Source organism: uncultured Flavonifractor sp. (assembly GCF_944387675.1).
Taxonomy (GTDB): Bacteria; Bacillota; Clostridia; order Oscillospirales; family Oscillospiraceae; genus Flavonifractor.
The window spans coordinates 1-19,555 of record NZ_CALXFV010000036.1 but is presented as its reverse complement, the minus strand read 5'-3'; the positions used below and the strand labels follow the sequence as shown (position 1 = coordinate 19,555).

Here is a 19,555-nt window from a genome sequence, read left to right as displayed (position 1 = left end):
GGCGGCCGACGCCATTTCCGCCGCCCGGCCCGGCGCCCGGCGGGAGAATCTGGAGAACTATATCAAGCGCCTGGAGAAGCTGGAGGAGGTCACCTCCTCCTTCCCCGGGGTGGAGAAATCCTTTGCCATCCAGGCGGGCCGGGAGGTCCGCATCATGGTGGCTCCCGACAAGGTCAGCGAGGACCAGATGGTGCTGCTGGCCCGGGATATCGCCAAGAAAATCGAGGAAGAGCTGGAGTACCCCGGCCAGATCAAGGTGAACATGATCCGGGAGACCAAAGTGGTGGACTACGCCAAATAATCTTCCGACACGCAACGAGGCTTGCTGTTGCCGATTGGGGACAGCAAGCCTCTTTTCGTTCTGACAGGAAGGAGGTTTGCCATGCCTTTTATCAGCGTCTTTGACGTGCTGGGGCCGAACATGATCGGCCCCTCCAGCTCCCACACCGCCGGGGCGGCGGTGATCGCGGGACTGGCCCGAAAGCTCATCGCCCCGCCGTTGACCAGCGTGCGGTTCACCCTGTACGGTTCCTTTGCCAAAACCTATCGCGGCCACGGCACCGACCGGGCGCTTCTGGGCGGAATCCTGGGCTTTGCCACCGACGACATCCGCATCCGGGATTCCTTCCGGATCGCCGGGGAGCGGGGGCTGGCCTTTGCCTTTGCCGCCGACGAGGCCGAGACCGAGCTGCACCCCAACACCGTGGACATCCGAATGGAGAACGCCGCCGGACAGGTGATGACGGTACGGGGGGTCTCCCTGGGGGGCGGGAAGGTCAAGATTGTCCGCATCAACGGGGTAGAGGTGGATTTTACCGGGGAGTACAGCGCCCTGATCGTGATCCACCGGGATACCCCCGGTGTAGTGGCCCACATCACCCGGGTGCTCAGCGACCACCATGTGAACATCGCCTTTATGCGGCTGTTCCGGGAGGCCAGGGGTCACACGGCGTACAGCATCATCGAGTCGGACGGAACCCTCCCCGATGGCATTCCCGGTCAGCTCCGGGGCAACCCAAACATCCAGGACGTCATGCTGGTGCAGCCGTAGAGGAGGGGAGCAGATGGATTTCAAAAGCGGAACAGAACTGCTGGCCCTGTGCCGGCAGGAGGGGCAGCCCATCTCCCGGATCATGCGCCGGCGGGAGTGCCTGCTGGGGGAGACCGCGGCGGACGAGGTGGAGCGGCGCATGACGCGGGTGCTCCAGATCATGCGGGCGTCCACCACCCAGCCTCTCGAGACCCCCCTGCGCTCCATGGGCGGGCTCATCGGCGGCGAGGCCAAGCGCCTGGCCGCCCACGCCGCCGAAAAGCGGGATATCTGCGGCCCGGTGCTCCAGCGGGCGGTCACCTACGCCATGGCGGTGCTGGAGGTAAACGCATCCATGGGCCTGATTGTGGCCGCGCCCACCGCCGGCTCCTCCGGGGTGGTTCCCGCCCTGCTGCTGACCCTTCAGGAGCAGTACCACATCTCCGACCAGCGGCTGCTGGACGGGCTGTTCAACGCCGGCGCGGTGGGCTACCTGGCCATGCGCAACGCCACCGTGGCCGGCGCGGTGGGCGGCTGTCAGGCGGAGGTGGGCGTGGCCGCCGCTATGGCGGCCTCCGCCGCAGTGGAGCTGATGGGCGGCGGGCCGGAGCAGTGCCTGAATGCCGCCTCCACCGTGCTGATGAATATGCTGGGGCTGGTGTGCGACCCGGTGGGCGGCCTGGTGGAATTTCCCTGCCAGAGCCGCAACGCCGCCGGAGTGGCCAACGCCCTGGTGGCCGCCGAGCTGGCCCTCAGCGGGGTTCCCCAGCTCATCCCCTTTGACGAAATGCTGGCCGCCATGTACAACGTGGGCCGCCGGCTTCCCGCCGAGCTGCGGGAGACCGCCCTGGGCGGCTGCGCCGCCACCCCCGCCGCCTGTGAGCGGTGCGGCGGCTGCGGCTGACACACAACAAACATCGGGTCCCGTCCGCGGAGGGGACGGGACCCGATGTTTCGTTTCCTATCAGGGCAGGACGGCCTGAATCTGCCTGTTGAGGGACTCCACGTCCGGCAGGTCCACCGGCTGATCGGTCAGCTCCCAATTCAGTTTCAGGGAGAGGAGGCGGTACACGCTCTCATCCAGCCGCTCCATGGAAAGCCGTCCGCTGTCCACCGCCGCCAGCAAGGCGTCCCGGGCGGCGGTGAGGTTGTCCGCCTCATGGCACACCAGCAGCAAATCGCAACCCGCTTCCACTGCCAGCACGGCGGCCTCCCCCATGCCGTAGGTGTCGGACACGGCGGCCATGGTGAGATCGTCGGTACACACCACCCCGTCAAAGCCCAGCTCCTGCCGGAGCAGGCCGGTGACCACCGGGTGGGACAGGGAGGCGGGATGCTCCGCGTCCAGGGCGGTCACCAGGATGTGGCCCACCATAAGGACCGGAATGGCCGAATCGCCCCCCGCCGCGCCGTAGACGCAGGTGGAATCCATGGCCTGGCGGAAGGGTACCAGCTCAAAGTCCAGCAGCTCCTCCACCGTCTTGTTCACCACCGGCAGGCCGTAGTGGGAGTCCACCGCCGTGTCTCCGTGGCCGGGGAAGTGCTTGGCTGCGGCGATCACCCCGCCGCTGAGGATGCCCCAGGCGGTCTCGTTGGCGGCGCAGGTCACCGCCTCCAAATCAGAGCCGAAGGCCCGGTCCCCGATTACCGTGTTGTCCGGATTGGACCAGATGTCCATCACAGGGGCAAAGTCCAGGTTGAAGCCGAAGGCGGCACACTGGGCCGCCAGCGCCTGGCCCAGGGCAAAGCAGGCGTCCATCCTCTGGTCCGGGTCGGCAATCTGGCCGAACCGGTAGGCCGCCGGCAGATCCGCCACCTCCGGGGGCATCCGGTCCACCCGCCCTCCCTCCTGGTCCACGCACAGCAACAGGGGGACCTGCGCTTCGTTGAGGGCTTTGAGCCCGTTGGTCAAGGCCACCAACTGCGCCCCGCTCTCCACGTTGCGCCCAAAGAGGATGACGCCGCCCACCCGGTATTCCGCCACCGCCTGGATACCGTCCGCCCCCGGCTCCAGGCCCTCAATGCCCGCAACCAGCAGCTGGCCCACCTTTTCCTCTACCGTCATCCCGGCCAGCAGCTCCGCCGCCGGATCGGGGGTGGGCGTGGGCTGGGGGGTGGGCGTGGGAGTTGCCGCCGTGGGAGCAGGGGCGGCCGCTTCCGGGGTGGCAGCGGGGGCCTGCCGGCTGGCGCAGGCCGCCAAAACAACTACAAGCAGGAATAATGGGAGTATAAGATAGCGTTTTGTCATCGCTTTCTGCCCCCCTTGCGGCGCTTGGGGACATACATGGTCCGGCCTTTCCGCTCCTTCCGGCGGGGCGGCTGATTCTTTTCCTCCTTCCGGGGATTCCGGGCGGGAAGAGGAGACTCGCCTGGGAGGAGAAAGTCCACCTGGCCGCTCACCGGATCGGCAGCGGCGCACGCCACCTCCAGCTCCATGCCCAGGGTGTAGCACCCACAGCCTCCGTCCGCCCGGAGGGTGAGCCGGGCCTCGTCGTATTCCCAGGGACCGCCGGACAGAGCCTCCACCGGCAGCAGTCCCTCCACGCCCCCCGCCACCATGACAAACAGGCCAAAGCGGGTGACGCCGGTGATTGTGCCGGTGAAGGACTCCCCAATGTGGTGGGCCATATACTCCGCCAGATACCGCTTCTCAATCTCCCGCTCGGCCTGCTGGGCGGCCAGCTCCCGCTGGGAGGACTGGAGGGCGGAGCGGGGGACGGCGGCGGCCAGCTTCCGGCCCTCCTTGTCCCATTTGCCGTCCAGCAGGGCGGTAAGGATGCGGTGTACCATCAGATCGGGGTAGCGGCGAATGGGGGAGGTGAAGTGGCAGTAGAAGGGGGCGGCCAGACCGAAGTGGCCCAGGTTCTCCCCGTCGTACCGGGCCTTCATCAGAGAGCGGAGCACCATCAGGGATACCGCCCCCTCCTCCGGCCGGCCCTTGGCCCAGTCCAGCAGCTTTTGCAGACCGGGGCCGTCGGCGGTTTTCAGGTTATAGCCCAGAGACGCCACCAGGGTACGCAGGGCGTCGGTCTTCTCGGTGGAGGGCTTTTCGTGGACCCGGTAGACACAGGGCTTCCCCGCCGCTGCCAGGTGCTGGGCCACGCACTCGTTGGCGGCCAGCATGAAGGACTCAATGAGCTTTTCGCTCTCCCCCTGGCGGCGGAGCACCACCGCTACCGGCTCCCCCCGCTCATCGCACACCACCTGGCTCTCCTGGGTCTCCAAGTCCAGGCCGCCCCGCCGGCGGCGGCGGGCCTCCAGCACCTTGGCCAGCTCCGCCATGTCCCGCAGGATGGGCAGGATGTGGGCATAGTCCGCCGCCAGAGAGGGGGATTCCCCCGCCAGCAGCTTGTTGCAGTTGGCGTAGGTCATCCGCTCCCGGGAGCGGATCACGGTCTTGGCCAGCTGATGGTCCACCACGGCCCCCTCGCGGTCCAAGGTGAGGATGCAGGACAGAGCCAGCCGGTCCACCCCGGGATTGAGGGAACAGATGCCGTTGGACAGGGCCTCGGGCAGCATGGGAATCACCTGGTCGGCAAAGTACACCGAGGTCCCCCGCTCATAGGCCTCCAGATCCAGAGGGGTGCCGGAGCGGACGTAGTGGCTCACGTCGGCGATGTGGACTCCCAGCACCCAGCGGCCCTGACTGTCCCGCTCCAGGCTCACCGCGTCGTCAAAGTCCTTGGAGGTGTCCCCGTCAATGGTGAAGATGGTTTTGTCCCGCAGATCCAGGCGGCCGGCCAGGGCGGCGGTCTGGACCAGCTGGGGGATGGCGGCGGTCTGGTCCATCACCGCCGGGGGAAAGTCCCGACGGATGTCATGGCTGTAGAGAATGGCGGCCACGGCGCTCTCCCGCCGGTCGGCAGGGCCGAAGGTCTCCCGCAGGGTGCCGACGGGGGGATGGCGGTCCCCGCCGAAGCTGGTCATGGACACCGCTGCCCGCTCCCCCGCCCGCAGGTCCCGCCGGCGGGTTGCCACCTGGATCAGGCCGGGCAGCCGCTGGCTGTCCGGCCGCAGCCACAAGGTGTGGTCGTGCTTCTCCAGCACGCCGATGACGGTCTGGTTGGCCCGCTCCAGCACCCGGGTCACCCGGGCCGTCCGGCGGCCGGTGGCGGCATCCTCCTGGGTAACCACCGCCGCCACCTGATCTCCATTCCAGGCGCTCCCCTGGGACCGGGGCGGAATAAAACAGTCCTCCCCCTCCTCCGGGATGAGGAAGCCGAAGCCCCGGCCGGTGGCCTGATAAATTCCAATGAGTTCCTGTAATTCTTTCATATAAAATTCCTTTCCGTGTTCACTCTGATTATTATACCCCCTTTCGTTCCCCACCTCAACGAAAAGATACGGCCCTCCGGCTTCTTTGCGGGAGGACCGTTAAAGTCAGCGGAACGTCTGCTTCCGTCCGCCCCGGACAAGGGCCAGGGTCAGGGTTACCGCTCCCGCCAGGATGGCGGTCTGTCCGGCGGCACAGGCGCCCTGGAGCAGTCCGGTCACCAGACCGGGCAGCCGGATGATGCCGTTCTCATCCGCAAACGGCAAGAGAAGCAGGGAGCGCAGCCGCCAAATCAGCAGGGCTGCCGCCCACAGTACCCCGGCCAGTCCCACCGCGCCGGGGGAAGGCCGCTTCCGAAGGCCGGAAAAGCTGCGGGCCGTGGCTGCCGTCAGGGCCGCCATGGCGGCCAGCATGACCCAACCGATAAATAGGCGCATATAGTTCATTTCGCTGGTAAAATGGGGCGTGCTCAGAGTCAGTTTCCAAGTGATCCCGGTGGCCATGGTCCAGTACACCTGCTGAGGCAGGTAGACCGCCCAGGCGCACCACAGCCCCAACCGCCGGACGTTTTTCAAACACAGAGTGCCGCACAGCACAAAGGGCAGCAGGAACATTAGACTCAGCACCAATCCGTCCAATCCGCCCAGAAGGGTGAGCAGCGTCAAGCCCAGCAGGCCCACGCCCAGCAGCACCCCGCCCACCGTCCGCCGGCCCCTGCCGGGGTCCGGCTTGGCCGGCTCCTCCGCCTTGGCCGGCTCCGCCCCGTCCCCGCACACCAACTGGTCCAGGGTTACGCCGAACAGGCGGCTCAGGGCCACCAGCTTGTCCAGATCGGGTACCGCACCGTCGGTCTCCCACTTGGACACCGACTGTCGGGATACCCCCAGTGTGTCGGCCAGCTCTCCCTGGGACAGCCCCCCGGCTTTTCGCAGGCGGCTGATTTTCTCTCCCAATGTCATGGTATTCCTCCTTCCCCGTTCCCCATCAGCATACCCCAACAGGTCGGTTTTGTCCACCAAGCGGCCTTTCAATGGACGCAACCGGCAGTTGCACCGTGCCTTTTTTCAGCAAAAAACGCCCTTCCGTGGCCGGAAGGGCGTTTTTCTCGGTTTCTCAGAGCAGACAGATGACAAAGGTCAGGATCATAAACCCGATGGCCACCCACTTGGTAATCTTGGCCAGCTTGGCGTCCCAGCTCTTGGCCTTGTTCTTGGCCAGGAAGGTGTCCGCCACACCGGCGATGGCGCCGGACAGGCCCGCGCTCTTGCCGGACTGAAGCAGCACCACGGCGATGAGGAACAGGCAGGCCGCCACATCAATAATGCTCAGAACCAGCTTGGTGATATCCACGCTACATCGTCCTTTCGCCCCCGCAGGGGTTTGTTGCTATCGTTTGGCGGGCCGAAACCGCGCCTACTCTCACACGTAAGAGGTATGATAGCACATTTCAGGGCCGATTGCAAGGGTTTTTTCACACTTTTACCGGGAAGTACGCAAGATCCTGCGGCTGCCCCAGCAGGTGGCCAGGAAGTAGCCCCCGTACACCACCGCCAGCAGCAGGGCGGTGACAGCGGAAGAAGCGGCGGCGTCTACCTTGCCCACCTGGGCGATGACGGCATTGGCGGCGGTGATGCCCACCGCCGCGTGGACCAGGGCCAGGGACAGGGGAAGGAAAAAGGCCAGGAACACCTGGGCATCCGCCGCCCGGCCCCGCATTTTGGCGGAAGCTCCCAGCAGGGAGAGTACCTGGTACTGCCCCACGGCGTCGGCGGCCTGGGTGAGCTGCTGGAGGGCCAGCACCGCAGCCGACGCCAGCAGAAACACCACCCCCAGGTACAGTCCGATGAAGAGCACCAGCACCTTGGTCCCCATCAGATCCAGCCAGCTTTGCAGCCTGCTGGACCAGACGTAGTCCCCCAGCCCCGCCAGGCCGGACAGAGCCTGCTGGAAGGCCTCCTCCGCGGCGTTCCTGTCCCCGGCATAGTCGGCCAGAAAATACCAGAAGCCGGCCTCTCCCAGCTCCCCGTCGGGCTGGACGGACAGAGCTTCCCGCCCCAAAAAGTCCGCCGCCTCCTCCGGCCCGAACCGGGCAGCCAGCATGTCCAGGCTGCTCTGGGAGATTAACCCGCCCCCGTACACCGGGAAGCTGGCCCAGGCGGAGCAGGCCGTCCCCACGTCAAAGCCCCCTTCCTTTAATATGGCGGGCAGGTCGGGTTGGGAGGCGGCCGTCTCACTCCAGAACATCAGCTGGGCATCCCGGGGGTTCAGCTGCTCGGCCATCTGCCCCACGGTATTGTTCAGGCCCACCGAGCTGGCGGTGATGCCCAGGGCCAACAGCAGCATGAGGCAGATCACCGTCATGGAGCGGTAGGTGGTGTTGATGCGGGCGTTGAACTGCCGCAGCACGAAGAAATTGAGGCGTTTGTACCACAGTCCTCTGCTGCTCCGGCAGACGTGCAGCAAAAAGCCGGACAGGGAGCGGAAAAACAGCAGGGTTCCCAGACTGCCCAGGGCAATCATCACCCAGAACAGGGCGTCCACCCGCAGCAGGCCCCGGGTGAGGAGCATGGCGTAGGCGATTACCAGCAGAGCAGCCCCCGCCAGGAAGAGAGCCACCGAAGCCCCCAGACTCCGCCGCCGCAGCTCCTGGTTCACCCGGCCGGCCTGCATCAGGTCGATAAGCCTGCATCGGGAGACGGCAAAGACGTGGTACACCATCACCAGCAGGAAAATGGCGGCAAAGGCCAGGGCGGTCTTGACCAGGGCGGGGACAGAGACAGAAAAGGTAAAGAAGGTCATGGGTACGGCAAAGAACCCGGCGGTGAAAGCACTCAGTCCCCAGGCCGCCAGAATGCCCAGCGCCAGCCCCAGCCCCATGGCGACGGCGCCGATGCACACCGTTTCCGTCAGCAGCAGCCGGGCCACCTGCCAGCGTTCCATGCCAAGCAGCAGGTAGGTACCCAGTTCGCTTTTCCGCCGGCGGACCAGAAAGCCGGAGGCATAGAGGATCAGAAAGGCCAGTATCGCCCACACAAAGACGGACAGCATACCGATCAGCTCCCGGATGGCCTCCACAATGTTGGTTTTGGGATGCTGGGCCAGGAAGCGCAGCACCGTCTGGGTCTCCAGGGCATTGAACACATAGAACAGGCATACGCCGAAGGCGATGGTGAGAAACCACACCCCGTAGTCCGTTACGCTGCGGCGGACGTTTTTGAGGGCCAGCTTAGAGAACATCGCTCTGGTCACCTCCCAGCCGGGTCACCACGCCGATGATCTGCCGGAAAAAGTCTCTCCTGCTCTTTGCGCCCCGCTCCAGCTGAGTGAGCACCGTTCCGTCCTGGAGAAACAGAATGCGGTGACAATAGCTGGCGGTAAAGGCGTCGTGCGTGACCATAAGAATGGTGGCCGCACGCCGGCGGTTCAAGGCCTCGAACCGGTCCAGCAGCAGCTTGGCAGACTTGGAGTCCAGGGCGCCGGTGGGCTCGTCAGCCAGCACCAGGGCGGGATTGGTGACGATGGCCCGGGCCGCCGCCGTGCGCTGGCGCTGGCCGCCGGACATCTGATAGGGATATTTGTCCATACAGTCGGAAATCTCCAGCAGCTCCGCCGTCTCCCGCACCTTTTTCTCCACCAGGCCGGGATTTGTCCCCCGGATGGTGAGGGCCAGGGCGATGTTCTCAAAGGCGGTGAGGGTGTCCAGCAGGTTGCAGTCCTGGAACACAAAGCCCAACCGCTCCCGGCGGAAGCGGGCAATCTCTCCGGGCTTCAGGCCGGTCACCTCCCGCCCCTCCACAAAAATGCGCCCGCTGGTGGGGGTGTCGATGGTGGAGACACAGTTGAGCAGGGTGGACTTGCCGCTGCCCGACGCCCCCATAATTCCCACAAATTCTCCCCGCTCCACGGAGAAACTCACATCGTCAATGGCTCGGGTCAGGCTGCATCTGCCGCCGTATTCCCGCACCAGGTGCTCCACGTGCAAAATGGGTTCCATGTCTATTCCTCCCTTTTGTTTGGTCCAGAATAGCAGAAGTTTCTTAAAAAAGTGCAAAGTCCCTCTTACCCTTTTGTGAAGACTTTTGCACGATTTTCAGGCGGGAACAGAAATTTTTTAAGTTGGCCTTGATTTTTTTCTGCGCGCTATTATAATGGAGTGGAAAGCTGCTACATTTTTATAAGGAGGAACCACTTATGAACCAGACCATTTCCGCCGCCAACGCCCCCGCCGCCGTGGGTCCCTACTGCCACGCCAAGCTGGCGGGTAACACCCTGTACACCTCCGGCCAGCTGGGCCTGATTCCCGCCACCGGGGAGCTGCCCGCCGGTGTGGAGGCTCAGGCCCGCCAGGCCCTGGACAACCTGGGCGCCGTGCTGAAGGCCGGCGGCATGGACTTCTGCGATGTCACCAAAACTACCGTGTTCCTGGCCGACATCAACGACTTTGCCGCCATCAACGCCATCTACGCCGAGTATTTCACCGGCGAGGCTCCCGCCCGCTCCTGCGTCCAGGTGGCCGCCCTTCCCAAGGGCGCGCTCTTCGAGATCGAGGCTGTTGCGGTCAAGTAAGGACCGGTCCTGGACATGCGGCGGCCACCTGGACCGCGCCAAGTGGCGCGTGCGAGTGTTTTGCGGAGCAAAACCTCGCCGCCGGGCGAATTCATTTCGCCCGCGGAAGTGCAATCGGGTTCCCATGCGGCTTTGCCGCATGGGCCGGCCGCCCTTCCCAAGGGCGCGCTCTTCGAGATCGAGGCTGTTGCGGTCAAGTAAGGTGTGCTCTTTGTACGCAAACTTGTCGCTGTCAAGAAAACAAGTGTCCGCATAAAAAGCGGCCGTCCTCCGGGATGGCCGCTTTTTTTAAACTTATTGGTTTACTTTTGGGTGGTTTTTCCCGTATTGCGGGCTGTTCCTCTTTGCGTTTTGTCTGTTTTCCACAAATTTGTCTCCCTCTTTTTGGATGCCGCTCTTGATATTTTCCTTGCATCCTCCGTTCAAATCGGTTATAGTTTGGTTGTAAAAAAGATTGTTTGCGCTAAAAAAATTTTGTGAGGTGAAAGGAATGGGTACTTCTAAACTCAGCAGCACTGATACCGTATTCCAATGGAAGGGGATTCCACAGCCGGGCCAGCTGATTCCCCTGGGCCTTCAGCACGTGGTGGCCGCCGTGGTGGGCATCATCACCCCGGCCATTCTGGTCTCCAACACCTGCGGCCTGAGCGAGGCGGAAAAGACCCTGATGATTCAGGTTTCCTTGATTCTGACCGCCCTGGCCACCCTGCTCCAGCTTTTCCCCATCTTTGGGCGCATCGGTTCCGGGCTGCCCGTCATTATGGGCATCAGCTTCGCGTACATCCCCACCCTCCAGGCCATTGGCGCGGAATTTGACATTGCCACCATCCTGGGCGCCGAGATCGTGGGCGGTATTGTGGCCATCATCTTCGGCATTTTTGTCAAATGGATTCGCCCCCTGTTCCCCCCGCTGGTGACAGGCACCGTCATCTTCACCATCGGCTTGTCCCTCTATCCCACCGCCGTAAAGTACATGGCCGGCGGCCAGGGTACCGAGTGGTTCGGCAACGTGCGCAGCTGGGTGGTGGCTCTTGTCACCCTGGCGGTGGTGGTCATCCTGTCCAACTTTACCAAGGGCATTTTCAAGCTGGGCGCCATCCTCTTCGGCATGATTGTGGGCTACGTTCTGGCCTACTTCCTGGGCATCGTGGATTTGTCCGGCATCGGCTCCTCCGCCTGGTTCGCCCTGCCCGAGGTCATGCCCTTTGAGATTAAGTTTGTACCCTCCGCCTGTGTCTCCCTGGCCATCGTGTATGTGGTCAATGCGGTGCAGACCATCGGAGACCTCAGCTCCACCACCATGGGCGGTATGGACCGGATGCCCTCCGACAAGGAGCTGTCCGGCGGTATTGTCGGCCAGGGCATCATGAGCATCCTGGGCGCCTTCTTCGGCGGCCTGCCCACTGCCTCTTACAGCCAGAACGTGGGCATCGTCACCGTCAACAAGGTCATCAACCGGGCGGTGTTTGTGCTGGCCTCCCTCATTCTGCTGGTGGCAGGTCTGGTACCCAAGTTTGCCTCCCTGCTCACCACCATTCCCCAGTGCGTCATCGGCGGCGCCACCATCTCCGTGTTCGCCACCATCACCATGACCGGCATCCGTATGATTACCGAGGGTGGCTTCAGCCCCCGGAAGAGCTCCGTGGTGGGCCTGTCCGTGGCCCTGGGCGTGGGCATCACCCAGGTGTCCGGCTGTCTGGCCGGCGAGGGCTTCCCCGCCTGGGTCAACACCGTGTTCGGCTCCTCCTCCGTGGTGGTGGCCACCATTATGGCCATCATCCTCAACCTGGCCCTGCCCAAGGAGAAGACCTCCAAGTAACAGGACAAAAAGCACCCGGCTCCACCGCTGTGATGGAGCCGGGTCCTTTCCGGGCTGCGTTTTACTCCTTGGCCTCGTCAATGTAGCTGTACAGGGTGTACTTGGAGATGCCGAAAAACTTGCACACCTTGTCGCCGCTCTTGGTGATGAGGAAGGCGCCGGTGTCGTTGAGGAACTGTACCGCCTTTACCTTGTCCTCCTTGCTCATCAGGGCCACCGGCTTGCCCACAATCTTCACGCTCTGCTGAATGAGCTCGTCCAGCAGATCGGAGACGTTGCGGGAGATGGCCTCCGGCTCTTTCTCCTCCTGCTGGGTGGCGGTGAACTGCTTCAGGGCGGTCTCCATGGCCAGCATCAGGGTGATGTCATAGTTGATGCCGAAAATGCCGATGGGGTCCCCGTCGTCATCCCGGATGTAAATGGTGGTGGACTTGAGAATCTTCCCGTCCTTGGTGCGGGTCAGATAGCTTAGGTGATCCTGGAGCTGGCTACTCTCCCCGCGCAAGGCCTCCAGTACCACATGGGAGGGGCCATCCCCCACCTTGCGGCCGGTGACCTCACCGTTTTCAATGGCGACAATGGAGCTCTCCGGGTCGTTGGTGGCCAGATCATGGACCACCACCTCACAGTTGGGACCGAATTGGCTGGCGATTCCCTTGGCCAGCTTGAACAGAAATTGCAGCGTTGAGGCGTCTAACACGTGGCTTCTCTCCTTTGATCGGGTCTGTTCGGTGCGATGGTTTTATTTTACCACAGAACGCTGTAATTTCAACAAAATTATGCGGCCTAAAAATTTTTTAGTTTTTGAAACAAAAGTGTTGCAACTTTGTTGTTTTCGTGGTAACATAGACCCGTAGAGCGAAATATTCTGTTAGTATTCCACAAATTTAAAAAGTTTGGTTGTGGCTGCAACGGAGTGCTTTTGCGCACGGGCTGGATGGACCTGGAATTCGTCTGGAGGTTGTGCGCAGTGCGCCGCCGCCTCTGCGAAAAATCCGCGTCCATCCCAAAGGGATGGACGTTTTTTTGCGCACATTCAGAACAAAATAAGGACAGGAGGAACCGCACATGCTGCTGGTTGGAAACGGAAAACTGATTACCCGCGATCCGGAGCTGCCCTACCTGGAGGACGGCGCCGTGGTGCTGGACGGCGAGGCCGTCAAAGAGGTAGGTACCCTGGCCGAGATGAAGGCCAAGTACCCGGAAGCGGAGTTTGTGGACGCCAAGGGCGGGGTCATCATGCCCGGCCTCATCAATGTCCACACCCACATCTACTCCGGCCTGGCCCGGGGCCTGGCCATTGAGGGCAACAACCCCACCAACTTCCTGGAGGTGCTGGAGGGGATGTGGTGGAACATCGACCGCCACCTGACCATGGACGGCACCCGGGCCTGCGCCTATGCCACGGTGCTGGACTGCATCCGGGACGGCGTCACCACTATCTTCGATCACCACGCCTCCTTCTGCGAGATTCCCGGCTCCCTGTTTGCCATCAAGGATGTGTGCCAGGAGCTGGGCATCCGGGCCAACCTGTGCTATGAGGTGAGCGAGCGGGACGGGGCGGAGAAGTGCGCCCAGTCCATTCAGGAGAATGCCGACTTTGCCAGGTGGGCCAAGGAGCAGGACGACGACATGATCCGCGCCATGTTCGGCGGCCACGCCCTGTTCACCATCTCCGACAAGACCTTTGAGGAGATGGTGAAAGCCAACGACGGCATGACCGGCTTCCACATCCACGTGGCCGAGGGCATGAACGACGTGTACGACTCCCTGCGCAATTACGGCTGCCGCCCGGTGAACCGGCTGCTGTACAACGGCATCCTGGGGGCGAAGACCATGCTGGGCCACTGCATCCACGTCTCTCCCGCCGAGCTGGACATCATCAAGGAGACCAATACCATGGTGTGCCACAACCCGGAGTCCAACATGGGCAACGCGGTGGGCTGCTCCCCGGTGCTCCAGATGTACCAGAAGGGAATTCTCATCGGCCTGGGGACCGACGCCTACACCCACGACATGCTGGAGAGCCTGAAGGTGCTGCTGCCCATGCAGCGCCACAACGCCGCTCTGCCCAACGTGGGCTGGTGCGAGGCCACCGGCATGCTGTTTGAAAACAACGCCAAGATCTGCGCCCGCTACTTCAAAAAGCCCCTGGGCGTACTGAAGAGCGGCGCCGCCGCCGACGTGATTGTGATGGACTACAAGCCCTTCACCCCCTTCTCCGCCGAGAACATCGACGGCCACATGCTCTTCGGCATGATGGGCAAGAACTGCCGCACCACCATCATCAACGGAAAGGTGCTCTACAAGGACCGGGAGTTTGTGGGCATCGACGAGGACAAGATTAACGCCTGGACCATGGAGCAGGCCAAGAAGCTGTGGGGCGAGCTGAACCACCGCGTCTATTAAGGGCAAGGGGGCGGATGCGCTCATCCGCCCCTACGGAATAAAAAGTCCCCGCGCGCAGGGGCCGATGCCTTTACCGGCCCATCTAAAACAACTGGAGGTCGAAGAATATGAGCGATATCATGCGCCCCATTCCCTTTTCCAACCTGATGAATTGGGTCCTCACCGAGTACAAGAACCAGGGTTCCATCTTCGGAGTGTCCAAGCTGGTGCGCCACACCGACGGCAAGGCCCTGCCCATGTTTGAGGAGAAGATCGAGTCCCCCTACGGCCCCGCCGCCGGCCCCCACACCCAGCTGGCCCAGAACCTGATCGCCGCCTATGCCGCCGGCGCCCGGTTCTTTGAGCTCAAGACGGTGCAGATCATGGACGGCGACGAGCTCTCCAAGTGCGTGGCCAAGCCCTGTATCACCGCCGCCGACGAGTGCTACAACTGCGAGTGGTCCACCGAGCTGTACGTCCCCCAGGCCTTTGACGAGTATGTGAAGGGCTGGTTTGCCTGCAAGCTGCTGGCCAAGGAACTGGGCCTGGGCGACCCCGACGGCTTCGTGTTCAACATGAGCGTGGGCTACGATCTGGCGGGTATCCAGAGCGAGAAGATCGACAAGTATATTGAGGGCATGAAGGACGCCTCTTCCAGCGCCGTGTGGCAGGAGTGCATGGAGTGGACCCTCCACAACCTGGACAAGTTCCAGAACGTGGACGAGGCCTATGTCAAGGCCATCTCCCCCAAGGTATCCAACTCCATCACCGAATCCACCCTCCACGGCTGCCCCCCCGACGAGATTGAGCGCATCGCCACCTATCTCATCACCGAGAAGAACCTGAACACCTACGTCAAGTGCAACCCCACCCTGCTGGGTTATGAGTTTGCCCGCAAGACTCTGGACGGCCTGGGCTTTGATTACATCGCCTTTGACGACCACCACTTTGTGGAAGACCTCCAGTGGGCCGACGCCGTTCCCATGTTCCGCCGCCTGATGAAGCTGACCGCCGAGCGGGGCCTGGAGTTCGGGGTGAAGCTGACCAATACCTTCCCCGTGGACGTGAAGGCCGGGGAGCTGCCCAGCCAGGAGATGTACATGTCCGGCCGCTCCCTCTACCCCCTGTCCCTGTCCCTGGCGGGCAAACTGGCCCACGAGTTTGAGGGGAAGCTGCGCATCTCCTACTCCGGCGGTGCCGACGCCTTCTCCGTCAAGCCCCTGTTTGACGCCGGCATCTGGCCCATCACCATGGCCACCACGCTCCTCAAGTCCGGCGGCTACCAGCGCTTCAGCCAGATCGGCGGCCTGCTGATGGACATCCCCTGCGCCCCCTGGGGCGGGGTGGACGTAGCCAAGGTGGACGCCCTGGTGAAGGAGTTCGTCACCGACGTCCACTATCAGAAGCCCATGAAGCCCATCCCCAGCCGCAAGGTGGACAAGAAGGTTCCCCTCATCGACTGCTTCTCCGCCCCCTGCCGCAACGGCTGCCCCATCGAGCAGGACATCCCCGCCTACCTGATGCGGGTGAACGCCGGCAAGTTTGAGGAGGCCCTGGAAATTATCACCCACCGCAACGCCCTGCCCTTCATCACCGGCACCATCTGCTCCCACCGCTGCCAGGACAAGTGCATGCGCAACGCCTACGAGGAGAGTGTGTACATCCGCACCCAGAAGCTGCGGGCCGCAGAGGGCGGTTTCGACGCCCTGCTGCCCAAGCTGCGCCCCGGCGCCCCCGTCTCCGGCAAGAAGGTGGCCGTCATCGGCGGCGGCCCCGCCGGCATGTCGGCGGCCTACTTCCTGGGCCGGGCCGGAGTGGATGTCACCGTCTTTGAGCGCAAGGACTCCCTGGGCGGTATCGTCCGCCACGTCATCCCCGCCTTCCGCATCAGCGACGCGGCCATCGACAACGATGTGCGCCTGATGAACGCCATGGGCGTAAAGGTGGAGCTGAATACCGAGGTCAAGGACGTGCAGGAGCTCTTCGGCAAGGGCTACACCCACGTCATCCTGGCCACCGGCGCCTGGAACAAGGGCAGCGCCGGCATGGAGTACGGCGAGGAGATGAACGTGATCCAGTTCCTGGAGGCCGCCAAGAAGAACCCCGGCAGCCTGAACCTGGGCAAGCACGTGGTGGTCATCGGCGGCGGCAACACCGCCATGGATGCCGCCCGGGCCGCCAAGCGTATCCCCGGTGTGGAGACCGTCTCCCTGGTGTACCGCCGCACCAAGCGGTACATGCCCGCCGACCAGGAGGAGCTGGAGTTTGCCCTGGCGGATGGGGTGGAGTTCCAGGAGCTGCTGGCCCCTGTGGGGGTACGGAACGGCGTGCTCACCTGCCATGTGATGGAGCTGGGCGCTCCCGACGCCTCCGGCCGCCGCTCCCCGGTGGACACCGGAAAGGTGGCCACCGTCCCCGCCGACACCGTCATCACCGCCGTGGGGGAGAAGGTGGACACCGCCCTCTACACCGCCAACGGGCTGGAGGTGGATAAGCGGGGCAAGGCCGTGGTCAACCCTGCCACCCTGGAGTCCACCGTCCGCAATGTGTTCGTCATCGGCGACGGCATGAAGGGTCCCGGCACCGTGGTGGAGGCCATTTCCGACGCCACCCGCGCCGCCCGGGCCATTCAGGACTTTGACGTGGATACCTACGTGGAGAAGAACGTGAATCCCGACTACCAGAAGCCGCTGAGCAAGCGGGGCGATTTGTGCGCCGACTGCGGCAGCTGTGAGGACATCCGCTGCCTGGGCTGCGCCACCGTGTGCGAGACCTGTACCGAGGTCTGCCCCAACCGGGCCAATGTGGCCGTGGCGGTACCCGGCATGCGCCAGCGGCAGATCGTCCACGTGGACGGTATGTGCAACGAGTGCGGCAACTGCGCCACCTTCTGCCCCTACGACTCCCGCCCCTACAAGGACAAGTTTACCCTGTTCTGGAGCGAGGAGGACTTTAATAACAGCGAGAACCAGGGCTTCCTGAAGCTGGACGGCACCAACACCCGGGTGCGTCTGGAGGGCCAGGTGAAGGAGTACGATGTGGCCGACAAGGACTGCGGCCTGTATGAGCCTCTCCGCAGCCTGATCTGCGCGGTGTATGACAACTACAGCTATCTGCTGAAATAAGCGGGCGGACAGGCCTGCCGCCCCCCGGGGGCGGCGGGCTGTTCCCCTATGGGAAAAGAGGTACCTCAGATGAGCGAGAGCTATTCATTTACCGTCAACGGCGTCCTTCGCACCACCCAGGAGGAGAAGCCCCTGCTGCGCTACCTGCGGGACGACCTCCATCTCACCTCCGTGAAGGACGGGTGCAGCGAGGGCGCCTGCGGCACCTGCACCATCCTTGTGGACGGCAAGGCCGTCCGGGCCTGTATCCTGTCCACCAAAAAGGCGGTGGGGAAGACCATCCTCACTGTGGAGGGACTGAGCTACGACGAGCAGGAGGCCTTTGTCTACGCCTTCGGCTCGGTGGGGGCGGTGCAGTGCGGTTTCTGCATCCCCGGTATGGTGATGGCGGGCAAGGCCCTCATTGACCAGAACCCCAACCCCACCGAGGCGGAGATCAAAAAAGCCATCCGGGGCAACGTATGCCGCTGCACCGGCTATAAGAAGATTATTGAAGGCATCGCCCTGGCCGCCGCCATTCTCCGGGGAGAGGAGAAAATCGACCCCGAGCTGGAGGGGGGCGACCGCTACCAGGTGGGCGACCGAGCCTTCCGCACCGACGTGCGGGAAAAGGTGCTGGGTACCGGGGAGTATTGCGACGATGTGGTGATGGACGGCATGGCGTACGGCTCCGCCGTCCGCTCCCAGTACCCCCGGGCCAGGATTCTGGACATCGACGCCAGCGCCGCCCTGGCCCTGCCCGGCGTGCTGGACGTGCTCACCGCCGACGACGTTCCCCACAACAAGGTGGGCCACATCCAGCAGGACTGGGACGTGTTTATCGCCAAGGGAGAGGTCACCCGCTGCGTGGGCGACGCCATCTGCCTGGTGGTGGCGGAAAGTGAGGCCGTACTCCGTGAGGCCAAGAAGCTGGTGAAGATCGACTACGAGCCCCTGGAGCCGGTGTGTACCATCCAGCAGGCCATGGCGGAGAACGCCCCCCTGGTCCACTCCAAGGGCAACCTGTGCCAGTCCCGCCACGTCACCCGGGGCGACGCCAAGACCGCTCTGGCCAATTCCAAGTATGTGGTTACCCAGAGCTACCAGACCCCCTTCACCGAACACGCCTTCCTGGAGCCGGAGTGCGCGGTGGCCTTCCCCTACAAGAACGGGGTGAAGGTATACACCTCCGACCAGGGCGTATACGACACCCGGAAAGAGATTTCCATCATGCTGGGCTGGGAGCCTGAGCGGATCGTGGTGGAAAACAAACTGGTGGGCGGCGGCTTTGGCGGCAAAGAGGACGTGTCGGTGCAGCATCTGGCGGTGCTGGCCGCCCTGAAGCTCAACCGCCCGGTGAAGGTAAAGCTCACCCGGCAGGAGTCCATCAACTTCCACCCCAAGCGCCACTATATGGAGGGGACCTTCACCCTGGGCTGCGATGAGAACGGCATTTTCACCGGCCTGGACTGCGAAATCTACTTCGACACCGGCGCCTACGCCTCCCTGTGCGGGCCGGTGCTGGAGCGGGCCTGCACCCACTCGGTGGGTCCCTACTGCTACCAGAACACCGACATCCGGGGCTATGGCTACTACACCAACAATCCCCCCGCCGGCGCCTTCCGGGGCTTCGGCGTGTGCCAGAGTGAGTTTGCTCTGGAGTCCAACATCAATCTGCTGGCGGAGAAGGTGGGCATCTCCCCCTGGGAGATCCGCTACCGCAACGCCATCGAGCCGGGGAAGGTCCTCCCCAACGGCCAGATCGCCGACTGCTCCACCGCCCTGAAGGAGACCCTGCTGGCGGTGAAGGACGCCTATGAGGCCAATCCCGGCCGGGCGGGTATCGCCTGCGCCATGAAGAACTCCGGCGTGGGCGTGGGCCTACCCGACAAGGGGCGGGCCAAGGTGGTTATCCACAACGGCATGGTGGAGCTGTACTCCGCCGCCTCCGACATCGGCCAGGGCTGCTTCACCGTCTTTTTGCAGATTATGGCCCAGACCCTGGGCCTGCCCAAGAAGAAGCTGAAAAACATGGGGGCGAATTCCGAGGTGGCCCCCGACTCCGGCACCACCTCCGGCTCCCGCCAGACCCTCATTACCGGCGAGGCGGTGCGGATGGTGTGCGCCGACGTGAAGAAGGATCTGGACGCAGCGGGCGGCGATTTGAGCCAGCTGGAGGGCAAGGAGTACTTTGCCGAGTTCTTCGACCCCACCGACAAGCTGGGCGCCGACGTCCCCAACCCCAAGAGTCACGTGGCCTACGGCTTTGCCACCCATGTGGTCATTCTGGACGACGAGGGCAAGGTGAAAGAGGTGTGGGCCGCCCACGACTCGGGCAAGGTGGTCAACCCCATCTCCATCCAGGGCCAGATTGA

General features: G+C 63.5%; 14 protein-coding genes and 1 pseudogene. 8 read left to right on the top strand and 7 right to left on the bottom strand.

Annotated elements, in window-relative coordinates:
• The 3 genes and pseudogenes from Q0J74_RS05230 to sdaAA all read left to right on the top strand — a co-directional run.
• A pseudogene (locus tag Q0J74_RS05230) lies at window positions 1-301 on the top strand (ribonuclease Y); the annotation flags it as partial.
• Window positions 302-382: 81 nt separating this feature from the next.
• Window positions 383-1,051 carry an L-serine ammonia-lyase, iron-sulfur-dependent subunit beta gene (sdaAB, locus tag Q0J74_RS05225; protein WP_297211680.1) on the top strand — a complete coding sequence of 223 codons (669 nt, stop codon included), beginning with the start codon at window positions 383-385 and terminating at the stop codon, window positions 1,049-1,051.
• A gap of 13 nt (window positions 1,052-1,064) precedes the next feature.
• Window positions 1,065-1,934, top strand: a complete 870-nt coding sequence (gene sdaAA / locus Q0J74_RS05220) for an L-serine ammonia-lyase, iron-sulfur-dependent, subunit alpha (protein WP_297211678.1) — start codon at window positions 1,065-1,067, stop codon at window positions 1,932-1,934.
• A 60-nt stretch (window positions 1,935-1,994) separates the two neighbouring features.
• On the opposite strand, the gene nagZ is transcribed toward sdaAA, so the two are convergent.
• The 6 genes from nagZ to Q0J74_RS05190 form a co-directional block, all read right to left on the bottom strand.
• Complete coding sequence (gene nagZ / locus Q0J74_RS05215; RefSeq protein WP_297211675.1) at window positions 1,995-3,278, bottom strand: beta-N-acetylhexosaminidase; 1,284 nt, start codon at window positions 3,276-3,278, stop codon at window positions 1,995-1,997.
• Window positions 3,275-5,359: a ribonuclease R gene (gene rnr, locus Q0J74_RS05210; RefSeq protein WP_297211672.1), complete on the bottom strand. Its 2,085-nt coding sequence runs from the start codon at window positions 5,357-5,359 to the stop codon at window positions 3,275-3,277. Before rnr ends, nagZ begins: the two co-directional genes overlap by 4 nt.
• Window positions 5,360-5,410: 51 nt before the next feature.
• Entirely contained in the window at window positions 5,411-6,262 is an 852-nt protein-coding gene (locus tag Q0J74_RS05205) for a helix-turn-helix domain-containing protein (protein ID WP_297211669.1), read from the bottom strand.
• Window positions 6,263-6,416: 154 nt separating this feature from the next.
• Window positions 6,417-6,653 (bottom strand): preprotein translocase subunit SecG, encoded by a 237-nt coding sequence (secG, locus tag Q0J74_RS05200; protein WP_297211667.1) that lies wholly within the window; start codon window positions 6,651-6,653, stop codon window positions 6,417-6,419.
• 129 nt (window positions 6,654-6,782) lie between these two features.
• On the bottom strand, window positions 6,783-8,540 hold the full coding sequence (locus tag Q0J74_RS05195) for an ABC transporter permease (RefSeq protein WP_297211664.1): 1,758 nt from the start codon (window positions 8,538-8,540) through the stop codon (window positions 6,783-6,785).
• Entirely contained in the window at window positions 8,530-9,297 is a 768-nt protein-coding gene (locus Q0J74_RS05190; protein ID WP_297211661.1) for an ABC transporter ATP-binding protein, read from the bottom strand. The genes Q0J74_RS05195 and Q0J74_RS05190 overlap by 11 nt, the downstream gene beginning before the upstream one ends.
• Before the next feature lie 197 nt (window positions 9,298-9,494).
• Between Q0J74_RS05190 and Q0J74_RS05185 the strand changes: the two genes are divergently transcribed.
• Both Q0J74_RS05185 and Q0J74_RS05180 read left to right on the top strand, forming a co-directional pair.
• A complete protein-coding gene (locus Q0J74_RS05185) occupies window positions 9,495-9,869 on the top strand; it encodes a RidA family protein (protein WP_130870127.1) in 375 nt (124 codons plus the stop codon).
• Window positions 9,870-10,359: 490 nt separating this feature from the next.
• Complete coding sequence (locus Q0J74_RS05180) at window positions 10,360-11,688, top strand: uracil-xanthine permease family protein (RefSeq protein ID WP_297211657.1); 1,329 nt, start codon at window positions 10,360-10,362, stop codon at window positions 11,686-11,688.
• Window positions 11,689-11,749: 61 nt separating this feature from the next.
• Here the strand turns inward: Q0J74_RS05180 and Q0J74_RS05175 are convergent, their stop codons facing one another.
• On the bottom strand, window positions 11,750-12,388 hold the full coding sequence (locus tag Q0J74_RS05175; protein WP_297211654.1) for a helix-turn-helix transcriptional regulator: 639 nt from the start codon (window positions 12,386-12,388) through the stop codon (window positions 11,750-11,752).
• A 368-nt stretch (window positions 12,389-12,756) separates the two neighbouring features.
• Between Q0J74_RS05175 and ssnA the strand changes: the two genes are divergently transcribed.
• The 3 genes from ssnA to xdh form a co-directional block, all read left to right on the top strand.
• Window positions 12,757-14,097 carry a putative aminohydrolase SsnA gene (ssnA, locus tag Q0J74_RS05170; RefSeq protein WP_297211651.1) on the top strand — a complete coding sequence of 447 codons (1,341 nt, stop codon included), beginning with the start codon at window positions 12,757-12,759 and terminating at the stop codon, window positions 14,095-14,097.
• A 107-nt stretch (window positions 14,098-14,204) separates the two neighbouring features.
• Window positions 14,205-17,201: a putative selenate reductase subunit YgfK gene (ygfK, locus tag Q0J74_RS05165; protein ID WP_297211649.1), complete on the top strand. Its 2,997-nt coding sequence runs from the start codon at window positions 14,205-14,207 to the stop codon at window positions 17,199-17,201.
• Window positions 17,202-17,270: 69 nt separating this feature from the next.
• A partial coding sequence (xdh, locus tag Q0J74_RS05160; RefSeq protein WP_297211646.1) for a selenium-dependent xanthine dehydrogenase occupies window positions 17,271-19,555 on the top strand: 2,285 nt, incomplete at its 3' end.

Bases quoted from the DNA above. Each gene is read 5' to 3' on its own strand.
- Q0J74_RS05195 (WP_297211664.1), bottom strand. From the start codon at position 8,540: ATGTTCTCTAAGCTGGCCCTCAAAAACGTCCGCCGCAGCGTAACGGAC.
- sdaAB (WP_297211680.1), top strand. From the start codon at position 383: ATGCCTTTTATCAGCGTCTTTGACGTGCTGGGGCCGAACATGATCGGC.
- Q0J74_RS05190 (WP_297211661.1), bottom strand. From the start codon at position 9,297: ATGGAACCCATTTTGCACGTGGAGCACCTGGTGCGGGAATACGGCGGC.
- ssnA (WP_297211651.1), top strand. From the start codon at position 12,757: ATGCTGCTGGTTGGAAACGGAAAACTGATTACCCGCGATCCGGAGCTG.
- sdaAA (WP_297211678.1), top strand. From the start codon at position 1,065: ATGGATTTCAAAAGCGGAACAGAACTGCTGGCCCTGTGCCGGCAGGAG.
- Q0J74_RS05205 (WP_297211669.1), bottom strand. From the start codon at position 6,262: ATGACATTGGGAGAGAAAATCAGCCGCCTGCGAAAAGCCGGGGGGCTG.
- Q0J74_RS05180 (WP_297211657.1), top strand. From the start codon at position 10,360: ATGGGTACTTCTAAACTCAGCAGCACTGATACCGTATTCCAATGGAAG.
- ygfK (WP_297211649.1), top strand. From the start codon at position 14,205: ATGAGCGATATCATGCGCCCCATTCCCTTTTCCAACCTGATGAATTGG.
- Q0J74_RS05185 (WP_130870127.1), top strand. From the start codon at position 9,495: ATGAACCAGACCATTTCCGCCGCCAACGCCCCCGCCGCCGTGGGTCCC.
- nagZ (WP_297211675.1), bottom strand. From the start codon at position 3,278: ATGACAAAACGCTATCTTATACTCCCATTATTCCTGCTTGTAGTTGTT.